16 protein-coding genes and 1 pseudogene are annotated in these 13,776 nt (G+C 59.9%); 10 read left to right on the top strand and 7 right to left on the bottom strand.

From position 1 onward, the window contains the following. Positions 1 to 255: 255 nt before the first annotated feature. From EJ070_RS03855 to EJ070_RS03875, 4 genes and pseudogenes are all read left to right on the top strand, one after another. On the top strand, positions 256 to 1,080 hold the full coding sequence (locus tag EJ070_RS03855) for a Ku protein (protein WP_126090127.1): 825 nt from the start codon (positions 256 to 258) through the stop codon (positions 1,078 to 1,080). Positions 1,081 to 1,348: 268 nt separating this feature from the next. Next, positions 1,349 to 1,624, top strand: a complete 276-nt coding sequence (locus tag EJ070_RS03860; protein WP_126090128.1) for a hypothetical protein — start codon at positions 1,349 to 1,351, stop codon at positions 1,622 to 1,624. 879 nt (positions 1,625 to 2,503) lie between these two features. After that, positions 2,504 to 3,346 carry a PRC-barrel domain-containing protein gene (locus tag EJ070_RS03870; RefSeq protein WP_126090130.1) on the top strand — a complete coding sequence of 281 codons (843 nt, stop codon included), beginning with the start codon at positions 2,504 to 2,506 and terminating at the stop codon, positions 3,344 to 3,346. 524 nt (positions 3,347 to 3,870) lie between these two features. Further along, positions 3,871 to 4,040, top strand: a pseudogene (locus tag EJ070_RS03875) (low affinity iron permease family protein); the annotation flags it as partial. A 69-nt stretch (positions 4,041 to 4,109) separates the two neighbouring features. Here the strand turns inward: EJ070_RS03875 and EJ070_RS03880 are convergent. From EJ070_RS03880 to EJ070_RS03895, 4 genes are all read right to left on the bottom strand, one after another. Continuing rightward, on the bottom strand, positions 4,110 to 5,015 hold the full coding sequence (locus tag EJ070_RS03880) for a hypothetical protein (protein ID WP_126090131.1): 906 nt from the start codon (positions 5,013 to 5,015) through the stop codon (positions 4,110 to 4,112). Positions 5,016 to 5,377: 362 nt separating this feature from the next. After that, on the bottom strand, positions 5,378 to 6,379 hold the full coding sequence (locus EJ070_RS03885; RefSeq protein ID WP_126090132.1) for a YihY/virulence factor BrkB family protein: 1,002 nt from the start codon (positions 6,377 to 6,379) through the stop codon (positions 5,378 to 5,380). Between the two features lie 31 nt (positions 6,380 to 6,410). After that, positions 6,411 to 7,514, bottom strand: a complete 1,104-nt coding sequence (locus tag EJ070_RS03890) for a flavodoxin family protein (RefSeq protein ID WP_126090133.1) — start codon at positions 7,512 to 7,514, stop codon at positions 6,411 to 6,413. Between the two features lie 7 nt (positions 7,515 to 7,521). Next, on the bottom strand, positions 7,522 to 7,776 hold the full coding sequence (locus tag EJ070_RS03895) for a hypothetical protein (RefSeq protein WP_189350357.1): 255 nt from the start codon (positions 7,774 to 7,776) through the stop codon (positions 7,522 to 7,524). A 196-nt stretch (positions 7,777 to 7,972) separates the two neighbouring features. Between EJ070_RS03895 and EJ070_RS03900 the strand changes: the two genes are divergently transcribed. Further along, a complete protein-coding gene (locus EJ070_RS03900; protein ID WP_126090134.1) occupies positions 7,973 to 8,332 on the top strand; it encodes a hypothetical protein in 360 nt (119 codons plus the stop codon). Positions 8,333 to 8,338: 6 nt separating this feature from the next. Further along, complete coding sequence (locus tag EJ070_RS03905) at positions 8,339 to 8,638, top strand: DUF982 domain-containing protein (RefSeq protein WP_126090135.1); 300 nt, start codon at positions 8,339 to 8,341, stop codon at positions 8,636 to 8,638. 15 nt (positions 8,639 to 8,653) lie between these two features. Here EJ070_RS03905 and EJ070_RS03910 read toward each other — a convergent pair whose 3' ends face one another. Beyond that, a complete protein-coding gene (locus EJ070_RS03910) occupies positions 8,654 to 9,373 on the bottom strand; it encodes a Crp/Fnr family transcriptional regulator (RefSeq protein WP_126090136.1) in 720 nt (239 codons plus the stop codon). Positions 9,374 to 9,537: 164 nt separating this feature from the next. On the opposite strand from EJ070_RS03910, the gene EJ070_RS03915 reads away from it, so the two are divergent. From EJ070_RS03915 to EJ070_RS03935, 4 genes are all read left to right on the top strand, one after another. Next, positions 9,538 to 9,762 carry a hypothetical protein gene (locus EJ070_RS03915; protein WP_126090137.1) on the top strand — a complete coding sequence of 75 codons (225 nt, stop codon included), beginning with the start codon at positions 9,538 to 9,540 and terminating at the stop codon, positions 9,760 to 9,762. Between the two features lie 249 nt (positions 9,763 to 10,011). Next, a complete protein-coding gene (locus tag EJ070_RS36145; protein ID WP_189350359.1) occupies positions 10,012 to 10,542 on the top strand; it encodes a hypothetical protein in 531 nt (176 codons plus the stop codon). A gap of 266 nt (positions 10,543 to 10,808) precedes the next feature. Beyond that, positions 10,809 to 10,895 carry a KGG domain-containing protein gene (locus EJ070_RS03930; protein ID WP_126095632.1) on the top strand — a complete coding sequence of 29 codons (87 nt, stop codon included), beginning with the start codon at positions 10,809 to 10,811 and terminating at the stop codon, positions 10,893 to 10,895. A gap of 93 nt (positions 10,896 to 10,988) precedes the next feature. Further along, positions 10,989 to 11,510: a ferritin-like domain-containing protein gene (locus EJ070_RS03935; RefSeq protein ID WP_126090138.1), complete on the top strand. Its 522-nt coding sequence runs from the start codon at positions 10,989 to 10,991 to the stop codon at positions 11,508 to 11,510. Between the two features lie 834 nt (positions 11,511 to 12,344). Here the strand turns inward: EJ070_RS03935 and EJ070_RS03940 are convergent. Next, complete coding sequence (locus EJ070_RS03940) at positions 12,345 to 12,527, bottom strand: hypothetical protein (RefSeq protein WP_126090139.1); 183 nt, start codon at positions 12,525 to 12,527, stop codon at positions 12,345 to 12,347. Positions 12,528 to 12,883: 356 nt separating this feature from the next. Beyond that, complete coding sequence (locus EJ070_RS03945; protein ID WP_126090140.1) at positions 12,884 to 13,765, bottom strand: hypothetical protein; 882 nt, start codon at positions 13,763 to 13,765, stop codon at positions 12,884 to 12,886. Positions 13,766 to 13,776 lie beyond the last annotated feature (11 nt).

Consider the following 13,776-nt stretch of genomic DNA (forward strand, 5'->3'; position numbering starts at 1 on the left):
GCATAGTCGACCCAGATCAGCTTTCCCTAGAGCTTGAAAGGTAGGCTAGCAAACCTGGCCTCGCTGGGTAGCCCGGTCCTGCGAATCCTGTGTCATCCAAAGATAAGCAGGCCGGGCTATTCAGCCTACGCAACCGACGACGCCTTGTCCTGCCGACTCCACGCCTGCTGAAGGACTTTTGGAAGAAAACTCGACGGCTGGAACCACGCTCGGCGCCAGGTGTTCCTGTTGATCGGATGATCACGGGATTGGAACATGGCGGCCCCACGCGCGGTTTGGAAAGGTTTTCTGAAGGTCGGTTCGGTTTCTTGCGGCGTTAAGCTCGTAGGGGCGACCAGCGAGGCCGGAAAGGTCCATTTCAAGATCCTCAACCGGGAGGACGGTCTGCCGGTCAGGAGCGCCTACGTCGATGAAGAGACCGGCGATGTTGTCCCGTCGGAAGACCAGATCAAAGGCTACGAGGCCGAAAAGGGCGACTTCATCGAGATCGAGCCCGACGAGATCAAGAAGTTGAAGTTGACCTCGCAACACACGCTTGAGGTGAGCGAGTTCGTCGCCCTTGACGACATCGACACTCGCTATCTCGAAAAACCCTATTATGTCATTCCGGCCGACGGAGCTGCGGTCGAGGCCTTCACAGTGCTCCGTGAGGCAATGAAGAGGAAGCGCGTCGCGGCCCGGTCTTGCGTCGTCCTCTACCAACGCGGTCGAGAAGTGGTCATCCAGCCCTTCGGAAAGGGAATGCTTCTGACCGAGCTGCGTACCCCCAACGAGATGGTTTCCGAGAGCAGCGTTTTCGACGATCTGAAAAGCCCGAAATACGATGAGGATTTGCTCGAAATTGCCAGCCTTCTGATAGACAAGAAAGTGACCAAGTTCGATCCGTCGAAATTTGAGGACACCTATGAAGACGCGCTGATTGCTATGATCGATGCCAAGCGCAAGGGCAAGAAGGCGCCAAAACCCGTGCCACAGCCAAAAGAGAACGTCGTCGATCTCGCTTCAGTGCTTCGCCAGAGCCTGGAGAAAGAAGGCATCAAGCGACAGCACAAAGCAAAGGCCGGCCGCAAGTCGGCGTGACTGTCCTCCGGCGGCGGGGCTTTTTATTAGCTAAGCCTAACGTTGTTAATGCCGGGCGCTTCAAGGTAGCGCATAATATGCATCTGCCCCGGGTCCGAGACCGGGGTAAGGCCTGGCCTGTACGCCCAAGTCGCCCCTCGACTTCCCCGACAGGCCGGGTATCCGGTTCGCTTCCGATGCGTATGCAAGGCAACCTTGGCAAAGTGCCGAATTAGGAATATCATCCTTTTTGGTGCGGCGACCCATCTCACGAGGATCGCCCTAGACGATGAAATTCCCCTTCACAGAAGACACGCTCGGCAAGAAGCTCGAAGCCGGCACGGGCATGTCGGTCGACTGCCTCACTTGCCGGCGTCATGCGATCCTTGACGTTGCAGAATTGGTGCGCCGGCTCGGGCCGGACCAGTCGTGCATGCACTATGACCTGCTCAAGGTGCTCTATTGCCATGAATGCCGCGACGCCGGCCGCGATGACCGCAACCTGCATTTCACCAACCATGCGGTGACGCCGGGCAAGCGCAAAGGCTGGACGCTTTGTCCTTGAAGCGGGAGCGGCCCGGCAAGCCAGCTCAGGAAGACCCACCGGGCCGACCGGTGGCTGGAACTCAAAACAAACCGCACACCGGCTGGCCGGGTTATATCAGCTCTCGGGAGAGCATTCCGTCATGCGAACGAAGGGTCCTGACGTTACGGATTCAAGGCCAAGTGCTAGCGGTCCGGCAAGGCTGGTGGGCTAGGCCAGCACACGCCAGACCTGACTAGGTAGGGCTCGGGGGGCGAGACACGGCACAGACTAACGAAGCACCAACGACCTAATTCCCGCGCTGGGGCCTGGCTCTTGGTGGCAAGCTTTCACACGGATTTGCAGCCAATCGAGCGATTCGCCGATCTCTTAGCCACAGAGATTTCTTGCTTTCCAGTGTCTCATGGCGATCGTCATCAGCGGCCGATCGCCCTTGCATTGAGGCGACCGCATAGTCGGCTCTGTTCGTTCGATAGTCTTTTTCTTGGACAGACATCGTTTTCCTCCCGGTTCGCGGGCATCTCCCTCCTTTAGCCTGGACGGAGTCACTAGCTGCCGATGCATCGCCGGAGTCTACAAATTGCGGATTGCATTAAGCACCCATCTCCCGATTCGGAGCGGCGCCTGCTTGAAGCAGAGCCTTAGCCAGCATCGCTGTTGGCGAGCCACCACGAAAAAGCGCTGATTTCGACATGGCTTGCAGGATCGCTTGGCCGGGCAAGGCAGTGCGCTCAAGCGCTCCGACGGGCCACCTGAGCGCCCCGCTGGGACTTCGGTCTATTCCGACTGGGACCGTGTGCCCAGACGCGGAACGTAAGGCAATCGCCGCCGTTGGTCGAAAGTGACGCCGGCAAACAAAACGGCGTTCCATCAACCAGGCAACTCATAAGGAAATCTACGATGATCCGGAAAATATTGGTGACCGGAGCGACCGCTGCGCTGCTGTCGACTGCGCTCTGCACCGCCCAAGCTTACGCAGAGGACAAGACCAAGCCCACTTCCCAAGCCGCGGTCGTCGCGCCCGTGACCGATGGAAGCCTCGTGTCCAAGATTATGGGCGCAGCTGTCTATGACAGCACGGCCGATGACGCGACGAAGATCGGGGACGTCAACGACATTGTCCTCGACAAGGACGGCAAAGCCAAATTGATCGTCATCGGGGTCGGGGGATTCCTCGGTGTCGGCGAGAAAAATGTCGCCTATGATTTCAGCAAGATCGAATGGGTCAACAAGAAAGGCGAGCGCTGGCTCGTCGCCAAAACCACGAAGGAAGAGCTTCAGGCTCAGCCTAACTTCGACACCAAGGCCTATGATACCGCCAACACCCAACCCGCCACCAATACAGCCAATCAAACGGCTCCTGCCAAGACCGACCAGACCGCGACGGCCTCTATCGACAAATCGACGCTAACCACGATGCCGTCCGACAAGATCAGCGCGGCAAATCTGATCGGCACCAATGTCTATGGCGCGGACGATGCGAAAGTCGGCGAAATCGGCGACGTCATCCTGACCGGCGACAAGAAGGTCGATGCCATCATCGTGGACGTCGGCGGCTTTCTCGGCATTGGCGAAAAGAAGGTCGCCGTCAGCATGGAGAACCTCAAGTTCATGAACGACAAAAACGGCAACCGCTATCTCTACACGAATTTCACCAAGGACCAGTTGGAGGCACAAACGGCCTACGACAAGGGCACCTACGCTCAGAACCGCGACAAGCAGCGCATCATTGTCAAGCAGTGAGGTCGAAATGCGCCCGCGCCGGTGCGACGCGGGCGTTGCTCAACATAGGGAGAGCGACCATGAACAATCTTATCTGGCTCGTAGGAGCAATAGTCATCATAATAGCCATACTGAGCTTCCTCGGCCTCCGGTGACCTCTCTGGAAGCCCGAAACAGGTGCGAGGTCCTTGGATTGACCGATGGCCGGTCGGGTCCGCGGCTCGCCAGCAGTGTGCGGCCGATCTCGCGCGGTGGATTGACCTTGCCGGCCCTGTGGTTTCACGCCGACGGCAGCAACTTTACCGGCGCGTTGGTGAGGTCACGCGTGCCTTAGCACGGAAGCCTTCTTGAAGTCTGCTGGCTCCGCCATCCCGCTGTCCCTAATTCTAAGTTTCTGATCGCTGCCTGGTACTGAGCTGAGACTGGAACTGCGAACGTGTCCAAACTAGATCAGTTCGCCGATGGGGCATAAGCTAAAGCACAGGCTAGTGCCAGAGAACGGCACCGAACCGCCGCGTCGTTCAAAGCCGTTTTTTCCTCGGCGTGAGACCTGGCAACTCGTCATCAACACCGGCACCACGATCATCACCGTCGTGATGGTGTTCCTGTTCCAGAACACGCAGAACCGCGATGCGCCGCCGTCCAGGCCAAGCTCGACGAGCTGATCCGTTCGGGCCATGCCAAGAACGCCTTCAACGGTATCGAGCATCTCACAGGGGCGGTTCGGTTTTTCAATCAAACCAAACCGCTCAGGGGCGGTAAGATTACGAGTGAGGCTGTCAGCTCAGCCGCGAACGAACAGTGCCTCGTCTTCATCACGTTGCTTGCCACCAAGCGCTGCCGCGACACTAGCGATGAAAGCGCCCACGATCATCGACAGAGCGCCGACCAGCGCGAAAGTGGCACTTGCCTTCCTGGCCGTATCCGCGGCCGCCTTCGCCTTGTTCTTGGCATCGTCGACGGCCGCGAGCACGGTATCTACGCGCTTGGCGGCGTCGGCCTCCGAAAGTCCGGTGCGGGATGCGACCAGTTTCGCAAGATAGGCCTTATCGTCGGTCGAGACTTCGCCTCTGGCGGCGCTCGCCACTAGGATGCGCGATGCCTGGGCGGTGGCGACGGCGTCGTTCTGCCCGGCCGTCGCCGTGGCGCCGGCATCAGGCGGACGGAACAGCGTATCGACGAAATAACCCACGCTGTTGTTGTCGGTCGGACCCGTCGCGGCACTCGCGGCCGCGGACGTAGCACCCGCCGCCGCACCCGACGCAACGTTGGACGCGGCCTGCACACCGGCGCCGATCGTCGCCGACAAAGCAGAGCCAAAAACACCGGCGACAAGCAACGTTGCCAGCGCCCAGGCAAGGAACCCGTGCGCGGTGTCGCGGAAGGTGACTTCATCTATGCCGACCCATTTTGCCCGGAGGCGGCCGGTGAGATAGCCGCTCAATCCGGCCGACAGCCACTGCACGACGACCAGCCAAACCGCGGCCGAAACCGCGAAAGTAACCGCCGATGCGCTTGCGCCGGTCCAGGGTGAAACCATGGTCAGCCCAAGTCCGGAGCCGACTAACATCAGGACCACTGTCAGGGTCGATGCCGCGAAAGCACCCGCGATGATCGGGCCCCAGCTCACGGCGGATGACGAAGATTCCTTTTTGCCGGAAACTTCCACCTCGGTAACTGCGGAGTTCATGTGAAGCTCCTACCGTGCGAACAACAAGAGCAGGATGATGATCGGAATCGGAACTCCGAGCAGCCAAAGCAATATACCGCGTCCCATAGCAACCTCCTATATTTCTGAGACGAAATACCAATTCCCGGAACTGGCTTTCGTTCCAGAGGTTTATTGATTGAAATTCAGAATGAGGTGGACGGATTTATTTGTCTATAGAAATGGCTTCGCCTTCGCGCCTGCCTGGCAGGAGCGCGGGCTGATCGAATATCGCCGGCCTCGGCTTCTAAAGTCGGTGCCGCTGGAAGGCCAAACTTCAAAGTGGTGTATTAGTTCCACCTTAAGGACCGATGACCTCAAGTTAAGCGGCTGGGACGGGTTGCTCAGCGCCTCCGCTGCCAGAATTCCAAGACAAGCACGGTGATCAGACTGCTGACGACGATCCAAATGGCGACCTCGCCATCCGACACGCCTGGCTTGAATGAACCGGCTGATCTCTCCGTATTACTGGCGGCCGCCGCTACCACGGGCGCAAGGTCCGGCCGGCTGCCGCTCCGCACCGAATAGGCGCGGGTGATCTCGGCGCCGAAGAGGAATATCTGGGCCGAATAGTAGACCCACAGCAGCACGACCATCAGCGCGCCGGCGGCACCGTAGGACGTCGCGATGGCGCTGGTGCCGATATACCAGCCGATCAGCGATTTGCCGATGGTGAAGAGCAGCGCGGTGACGACTGAGCCAACCGCGACGTCGCGCCATTTCAGCGTGCGGTCCGGCAGGACCTTGTAGATCGCGGCGAAGAGCAGCGCGATCAGCACGAAAGACACGACGGTGTTGATGGCGCTGACGATCAGCTCGCCGAATGGCAGGCGCTCGTTGATATACTCGCTCAGCGCCGAGATCGCCGTACTCGCGGCGAGCGACACCAGAAGCATGAAACCAAGGGCTGCCACCAAGCCGAGGCTCGCCGCCCTCGCCCGTACCAGGCGTGACAGCGACATGTCGCTCGGCTCGACCTTCCAGATCTCGTTCAGCGACTGCTGCATCTCGCCGAAGACGCCCGACGCGGTGACAAGGAGCGCCATTAGCCCGATGAAGGTGGCCAGCGTGCTGGACTCGCGATGCGCGGCGGTCTCGATCGTCGCCTTGAGCAGATCGGCGCTCTGCGGTCCCATCACGCCCGCGAACTCGGCCGAGAGCGCGAGCTGGGCGGCTTCGTTGCCGACGACGATGCCGGCGATCGCCACGACGATCAGCAGGATCGGCGCCAGCGACGTCGTGGCGTAGAACGCCATCGCCGCGCCATGGCTCAGCACATTGTCGTTGAGGTAGCCGGCGACGCTCTCTTTCAGCAGAACCCAGGCTTCTTCGAACCAGCGCTGCATATCTCTCACCGTCGGCCTATTCTCCCGCTGGCTATTTCGGGCGCGGATCCTCAAGCCCGGTTGCGGTGGTCTGGAATGATCCGGCCCGGCGTTTTTCGACGGCCTCGGCAAGCGCCAGCGCGGCGTTGCAAACCTCCGTCTGCACAGCGTGGTCGGCGTCGAGCTCGTCGTGGCTCGTCGCATAGGGCTTCCAGTAGCCAATGTAACGGTCAAGCTCCGCCGCCTCGCCAACCGGATCGAGCTTCATCGAGCGCAGCCAGTCAGCAAGGCTGTGACGCACGCTCCCGGCGCCTTCGGTGTCGCCATGCACGATGACGGAGAACAGGCGGCCGGCGAGATGGCGCGGATAGTCCCAACCGGCAAGCTCGGCCTTCTTGGCGAGCGCGGCGTCCTTGCCCTGGGTCAGCGAAGGATCGGGATTGCCGCCATCAGCGCAGACCAGGCGGTCCATCATCAGCTTCACCGGCGAGGAGGTATGGTACCAGTTAACCGGCGTGACGATCATGACGCCATGCGCCTCGACCCATAGCGGATAGATCTCGTTCATCCAGTCATTGACCTGGCCGAGTGAATGATTGGGGTAGCAGGAACACGGCCAGTGGCAGAGCGCGGCCGCCGTCGAGAAGCAGGCCTTGCAGGGATAAATCCTGCGGCCGTATTCGGAGGCGAGCCGCGCGAGGTCGAGAACCTCGGTCGAGAAGCCCGGCCTGGCCGCGATAGCGCTACGCGCCAGCTCCACAAGACGGAAGCTTTTCGACATTTCGCCAGGACAGGTGTGTTCGCTGCGCGACGAGCCGTTGATAAGCAGGATGCGGGATGGAGCGGACCTGTCCTCGTAACGGCGCTGCGCCGCTCCGACCGCCTCATGCGCGGCGATCCATTCGACTGAAAGATCGTAGTCGGGATCGCGAAAACCCTCCCCCGCCTTTCTGGTGATCGGAGACTTGCGCCCTTCGCTGTAGGCCTGCCAGGCGATCTCGGCCAGCCTGTCGATGGCATCCGCCTCCGGCCGGAAGGTCGGATCGTAGAACTGTTTCAAGTAGCGTCCCTTGAATTCGCTTTCGCCGAGCCGCGGGCTCGGCATGCCTTTGCGCGGCTCGGGGCCGGCCTTGCTGAAATCTGCGTTCTTTGCCATGCGTTGCCTACGCCGAATTGCAGCGGGCCAGGACAAGAAGCCGGCTGCCGTTAATCGACCAGTTCCTTGGTGCCCTCGAGTGCGGCTTTGGAAAGGGCGGCACCGGATATTGCCTGGCGCCCGCCTGCATCGGGGCTTGCGGTTTGGGTTTGCGGTTTGGCCTTGCGCGGTCGGTGGCATCGACCTTGCGCTGCACGCTGCGCTGCCGGCTCGCCGCATACTCGGTGTCGGATTTCGACGGCGTGGCGCGTTTTGTCGGCATCGTTTGCTCCTTCGGTCACGAAGAACAACGCACTCCGGAGGAAAAGGTTTGGCTTTCTTGAAACCAGCCGCTCAGCGCCGGATCGATCCAATCCAGGCGGCTGACGACGATGCCCCACCTACATCAAAGTTAAATGCGGTCGGCCGGTCCGCAGTGTTATTCATACTAGGTTGGGGGACTCTTCAGGAGGAGTCCCATGGATGTTCGAAATCTGATTGCTATGCTGTCGGCCGCATTGCTATGCCGACGTGCTAACGTTTTAACCTCGCCCTCCGAGGCAGAGCCGCGCGTTGCTGGCCGATGTGCCTCCGAGGCCGCGACCGCCATATCATCCGGCACAGTCCGCCGAGCCAGCGATCAACATGTGGCTCTCCGTCAACCGATCGGATGCAACCGGCCGGTGCCATCTTCGTTTTATGGCGATCCAAATCTTTATGGTGGTAAAATGAAATCCCTTCGGATGAACAATCCCCTTATCGTTCTGTCAGCGGTGGTTCTTATCTCGGCGCCCTTCATCGGCCTCGCCTGGCGCACGCACGAATGGCTCGGGTGGTGAAGACGCATGAGCAGGTTTTTGCCTCTGACCATCCGATTCGTGAACGGCGGCACGATGGTGGTCGCATCGATCGCCGACGTGAAAAAGGCGCTTGGCGGGACATGGAAAAACAAGGACGCGCCGGCCTATCTCAAGGCGGTGCAGCTCGTGAACGACGCGGCCAACGGCATCTGCCGCCCGGCAATCGCTTTCGCCGCGTTCAAGAAGGCGGCCGCGGAACAAGGCATGCTGAAACCCGCCGATCCGAGTGCGGCGCTTACCATGCTCGACGAGCTATGGTCGAACAACAAAACTCATCCCAGATGAGTGCCGTCAGCTGGCTCATCTGGGCTCGCGGTTCATGCTGAGATAGGTCGGGTCGAACTCCGCGATCTCTACAAGCCTCGCCCAATCCAGGATCGTGATGAGATGGCTTGTCCAATTGATCACGTTCATGCGCCGCAGCGTGCCGATGACCCTGTTCATGTGGACGACTGAAAGGCCGAGTACATCGGCGAGCTCGGCCTGCGACAGCGGCAGATGGAAGCTCATGTCGCGCGTCTTCTTCACGACTTGAAGCCTTACGAACAGCTCGCAGATGAGATGCGCCAGATGCGACGTCTTGGAGCGGCGCCCCATGGCCACGATCCATTCGCGGTGGATGGCGCCGTCGACAAGCGTGTTCAGCCACAAGAGCCTGGTGAGATGCGGCGCCTGCTCGGTTATCGCGCGCAGCTTGTTGTGCTCAATCGCGACGACGTGGCAGGGCGAGAGCGCGACGATGCCATGGTCCATCGTCTTTAGGAGAAAGGCATGCAGATCGACGAAATCGCCGGCCACATGCAAAGCGGTGAACTGACGCCCGCCATTTTCCAGCACCTTATAGCGCGCAGCGAAGCCGTCGACGATCAACGTGCTGAAAATCGGTCTCGAACCGATCGGTACAATGTCCTCACCCGTGACGAAGTATTTCTCGGTCGACATCGCGCTGGCCAACCGCGTCTTCTCGGCGTCGGAGAGCAGGTCGTGCTGACCAAGGTTCAGGTACAGTGCCTCGAGCATCCGTAGCTTCCCATCCGCCGAATTAAACTGCATCTCCAACTTTCGGGATCATTCGCGGCTACCTTTATGGTGACGCCGCTTCAGCCGAACCTCCTTGACATTAGCCGCATGGAACCATGGCGGCGGACAGGAATTGAAAGTCGAGGCGCCGGGGGTGCTTGCCGATGGAATGTGACCTGCACAATACCGATCATACTCAGTTGGACCGCGAGGGACAGCTCTTTTCGTCCCGCGAACGCGCAGGCGGGGAAGCACTGCGGATATTGCACGATGTGGCCGGCGACGAGATGACGGTTGGCAATCAACTGAAGATCACCGTCAGGATCTGGAATGAGAAAAGCGAGCAGACCTTCGAGGCGTCCCTCACCCTCGACCCTGCATGGACATGACCAACGCCATGGCAGCCGGGCGAACGATCCTCGCGGCTGGGAAGGCTAGCTGATACGCCGATAGCTCCTGAGCCTCCTATCGGCTACCGAGCTTCTGGATACCTCCCTTGTCCAGACGAAACACTCCATCGGCCCCGCCCTTGGCTTTCGAAGTCAGTCTGAAGCTCATCCCATGTGCCAAGATATTTGCCGCATTAGGTGCAGCTGATGGGAGTTGCAGGCTGCGCATCGGCCGGAATCTGCAGGCAGATGATGCCACAAAAGGCACTCCAATTTGTGGTCCAGAAACTGGCGGTCATGATGCACACCATCACGCAATCGGCACGCATGCGCAAGCGCAGTTCCAGGGCATCGCTACGGGACAATCGCCTCGACCAGCCGGCGGGGAACCTAGCCCTTCGAACGCGGTTTTCATCCGGAGAAGCACGGGGAAACATCATGGCACGAGGAAAAACCGAATACGAAACTGGCGCGCGGAAATATCCGGCAAGAACAGGTCCCGATCCGACCGACGATTTCTCGCAGGATGCGGCCGCCAATGAACGCCCGGCGGGCGGTTTGACGCGGGCTACCGGCGAAACAGAGGACAAGACACGTCAAACCGAAGGACAGAACCCGCCCGGCCGGACGGCGCCCAGACCCGCCATCGAGAAAACGTCCGGGGCCGGTCCGGCGATCTCCGAAAGCTTAAAGGGCCAAAATCGGGTCGCCAGTCTGATGCCGATGTCAAGGACTAGGGCACCTGGATACCAGTCCTGGCGGTTGGATGCGCGGCACTGAGTTCACGAATTATTTCGCCAGGAACATCAGTTGCGCGCGGTGATTATTATTACTCGAGGAGGCCGAATTCCAAGGACCCGATCCCGCGAGCTGAACCTCCTCATGTCCACCCTTAGGACCAATTCACAAACTGAAGGTGGAGCAATGGTATGCCCAGACAAGGCGGAAGCCACGGACAGCACGTCAAGGCCGGCCAATAGAGCCACAAAAACCGCGAGCCGGATCAGCGTCGCGGCTGCGGGCAGCAACAAGCCGAGGACCGCAACATGGGCTGGCACAGAGGTGACCGCGGCAACTTCGCCGAAGACCGCGAGCGTGCCTCGGAAGCCGGCCGCGAAAGCGGCCAGTCTTAAACCTTCGAAGCGGCGTCTACGATTGCAGGCGCCGTTTTTCTTGCCTCAAGGACCACCCAATTTGGAAATCAAACCGAGCAACGGAGAAAAGCGATGCCAAGGACAAAGTCGACCGGCGCGGCAAACGGCCTCGAAAGCCTTTTCGTCGACGGCCTGAAGGACATTTACTACGCAGAGAAAAAGATACTGAAGACATTGCCGAAACTGGCTAAGGCGGCGCAATCCGAAGAAGTGAGCGCTGCTTTCGAGAAGCATCGTATGGAAACCGAGGGCCAGGTCGATCGACTCGAACAGGTATTCGAGTTGCTCGGCAAGGCCGCCAGGGGTAAGACTTGTCCGGCGATCGACGGCATTCTCGAAGAGGGTTCGGAGATCCTCGAGGAATATGAAGACCAGCCGGCACTCGATGCGGGCCTTGTGGCGGCCGCCCAGTCGGTCGAGCATTATGAGATCGCGCGCTATGGAACGCTGATCGCCTGGGCGGAGCAGTTGGGCCTGAAGGATGCCCTGCCGCTGCTGCGCGAGACCCTCGAGGAAGAGTCCGCTACCGACGAGGCGCTTACCAAGCTCGGCGAAAGTGGTGCGAACGAGCGCGCCTTGCAGGCAGCCGCATAAGGCGTCTGCACAGGCTCGCTTCGCACTCCAAAGGCATGCCTGCTATGCGGCGGCCTCGGTTCGTTTCAGCCGGGGCCGCGACTCTCATCGACCTCGCGCGAAAAGCGCTTAGCGGCTATTCCGCCAGTCCAGGGGACGCAAAGTCCTTCGCCAAGAGTGAGAAAGCCCGGCTCGGGGTTGAAGCATCTCTTAGAGGCTAAGCGCCGTAACCTGTGCAGTCGGGCCCAAAAAGCAAATTTGGTTCCAATGTCAGCTCGGCATTTTCATACCGGATGCTCACACAAAAACTCGCGGAATATCGACAGTGTCGCTCGTCCGGCCCGGCCCTGTTCTTTGGTGGATGCCCGTCACATCGCAGGATATGGCGGGCATCACTCAACCGACGATGAAGGGACTCATTGCTCGCCGGTCCCGCATCCAATGCGATAGCCTGTTATATGTTTCGTCCGCGAGACCTAGGAGTTTGGCACCTCGACAATAGTCTCACATTGCATGGGACTGGCGTGCGAGGGCGGGAACAGATGCCCGTGCTACGCACTTACATCTGTGCCTGCTTGTGCACGTTGTCCTCCGGCGAGCGCAACCCAGGTACCTTCAGCTTTATCACTCGCCCGTCGGCAGCTGCCGGCGGGTTTTTTTCAACCGCTTTGTCGTCATAAAGTCCCTTTTGTGAACTGCGCAGGCTTCCCCCCAGCCGAGTGCATTGAGACTCCCGTTCTACAGAGAAACACTGTCGTCCAGGATCTGCAAGTCTTCGTTGCCGACTAGCAATGACGATAGCCTGCCTGCCAACCCTAAACCCTGTCGAAACCGTCAAATCCTCTATGCAGAGGACTAGCTCTGCTTGCTCGCCAGAAGGCGCGCCTCGCGAAGGAGCGAGTTCGCATCAATGCCAATCATCTCAACAAGGTCGCGCGCTTGCGCCTCAGTGATGCCAGTTTCGCGCACCAGGAACCGCACACGAAATTGCTTCTCAGCCTGTACGCGTTCGCCGCGCTCTTGCTTGCTCTCTGCCATAGGATTTTCCCCAATGGTCGAGAACTTCGGTCGAGCGAATTGGTTCCGCACATCGAGGAAAGCGATTTACGATGTGGGTTCCCTTGATCAACGCCTTCTTGATTTCCTCGATTGTGCCAGTACCTTTCGCGAAGACGGTGATGATCTCAGCGGCCAAACTATCCCATTCCGGACTGCGGGGCGGCGCCTAGCTCATCGAGCGCCTTGCCTACATAGAGTCCTGCAACCAGGAGACGGAACCGAGCGCCGCGCTCGAGCTGATCTACTTCACAGGATGCGAAGCCTGGGTTCGCACGACGGATCCCGGATTCCCGTACGACATGCTTCGCCGTTCGGCGTGGATTCCCAGCCAATGGCTAGAACGACGCAATCCTTTGCCTTCTTCGCTCCAAGCTTCTCGCCGTTCGGCGTGCGATCCTGAGTTCGTCAAGCGTCGGCTGCCACCACCCTCTCGATCGTTCGGTCGATCCGGCAGGGCGCCGGGCTGGCCATGTCTTGATCAGTTCAGTCAAGGTCGGTGGTCGCCATCTAGCCCATACATGGTCGACGGCCGCGTCCGTCATTTGGGGGTAGAACGCTGACAATTCCGGGGCGTCCGCGAGCTTACCTGAAATCCCGGTGAAGACGACGATGCCGTATTGCTGCGTCGCCACGGCACGGCCGAACGGAGGCAGGTCTTCGGCTGGAAGCGGAAAGCGACGGCGCCTGCGCTCGGCATGACGCAGTTTAGCGGCCTTGTATTCACCCGAATGTTTGTTAGCTTCCCATCGCCGTTTCCTCTCCTCAGGCTCGGCATGTTGGGCGGCTCTTTCGATGCTTGGCCAACGGCGCTGCAGTTCCTCATAGGAGCGGAAAGGCACCCTCCAGGCTCGCAGTTCGTCGTCCCAACTCGCCCATGGAACAGCTCGTAGCTCCTCGAGAACGGTCCTGGAATAAGGTGTGCGGATGAGCAAGTCGTCCGCGACTTGCAGATACCGGCTCGACAGTGGATCGAAGGCGAAGGCATCTCTTCCCTTGCTGTCGTCATGGGCCGCGCGCGAAGCCGCCTCATGCGCCAGCCAGCGCTCGACCCGCCGCGCTGCCGTCTTTCCCGGGACGAACCAACCCCCGCGCTCGTCGCTCCACCTGGCGCGCGGGAATGCTCGCCGAAACCGCTCAACCGTTGTTCGATCATACGGGAAGCGCGCTTCGGCACCATCGGCTGTCTGCGGTGCGGCAAGGGCGTCGGATTTTTCCATGGGTTTGCTAT

Origin of the sequence: Mesorhizobium sp. M1E.F.Ca.ET.045.02.1.1 (genome assembly GCF_003952485.1) — a bacterium.
Lineage (GTDB): Bacteria > Pseudomonadota > Alphaproteobacteria > Rhizobiales > Rhizobiaceae > Mesorhizobium.

What these genes read in the sequence shown, in the direction of transcription:
- EJ070_RS03855 (WP_126090127.1), top strand. Translation starts at nt 256, where the DNA reads ATGGCGGCCCCACGCGCGGTTTGGAAAGGTTTTCTGAAGGTCGGTTCG.
- EJ070_RS03860 (WP_126090128.1), top strand. Translation starts at nt 1,349, where the DNA reads ATGAAATTCCCCTTCACAGAAGACACGCTCGGCAAGAAGCTCGAAGCC.
- EJ070_RS03870 (WP_126090130.1), top strand. Translation starts at nt 2,504, where the DNA reads ATGATCCGGAAAATATTGGTGACCGGAGCGACCGCTGCGCTGCTGTCG.
- EJ070_RS03880 (WP_126090131.1), bottom strand. Translation starts at nt 5,015, where the DNA reads ATGAACTCCGCAGTTACCGAGGTGGAAGTTTCCGGCAAAAAGGAATCT.
- EJ070_RS03885 (WP_126090132.1), bottom strand. Translation starts at nt 6,379, where the DNA reads ATGCAGCGCTGGTTCGAAGAAGCCTGGGTTCTGCTGAAAGAGAGCGTC.
- EJ070_RS03890 (WP_126090133.1), bottom strand. Translation starts at nt 7,514, where the DNA reads ATGGCAAAGAACGCAGATTTCAGCAAGGCCGGCCCCGAGCCGCGCAAA.
- EJ070_RS03895 (WP_189350357.1), bottom strand. Translation starts at nt 7,776, where the DNA reads ATGCCGACAAAACGCGCCACGCCGTCGAAATCCGACACCGAGTATGCG.
- EJ070_RS03900 (WP_126090134.1), top strand. Translation starts at nt 7,973, where the DNA reads ATGGATGTTCGAAATCTGATTGCTATGCTGTCGGCCGCATTGCTATGC.
- EJ070_RS03905 (WP_126090135.1), top strand. Translation starts at nt 8,339, where the DNA reads ATGAGCAGGTTTTTGCCTCTGACCATCCGATTCGTGAACGGCGGCACG.
- EJ070_RS03910 (WP_126090136.1), bottom strand. Translation starts at nt 9,373, where the DNA reads ATGCTCGAGGCACTGTACCTGAACCTTGGTCAGCACGACCTGCTCTCC.
- EJ070_RS03915 (WP_126090137.1), top strand. Translation starts at nt 9,538, where the DNA reads ATGGAATGTGACCTGCACAATACCGATCATACTCAGTTGGACCGCGAG.
- EJ070_RS36145 (WP_189350359.1), top strand. Translation starts at nt 10,012, where the DNA reads ATGATGCCACAAAAGGCACTCCAATTTGTGGTCCAGAAACTGGCGGTC.
- EJ070_RS03930 (WP_126095632.1), top strand. Translation starts at nt 10,809, where the DNA reads ATGGGCTGGCACAGAGGTGACCGCGGCAACTTCGCCGAAGACCGCGAG.
- EJ070_RS03935 (WP_126090138.1), top strand. Translation starts at nt 10,989, where the DNA reads ATGCCAAGGACAAAGTCGACCGGCGCGGCAAACGGCCTCGAAAGCCTT.
- EJ070_RS03940 (WP_126090139.1), bottom strand. Translation starts at nt 12,527, where the DNA reads ATGGCAGAGAGCAAGCAAGAGCGCGGCGAACGCGTACAGGCTGAGAAG.
- EJ070_RS03945 (WP_126090140.1), bottom strand. Translation starts at nt 13,765, where the DNA reads ATGGAAAAATCCGACGCCCTTGCCGCACCGCAGACAGCCGATGGTGCC.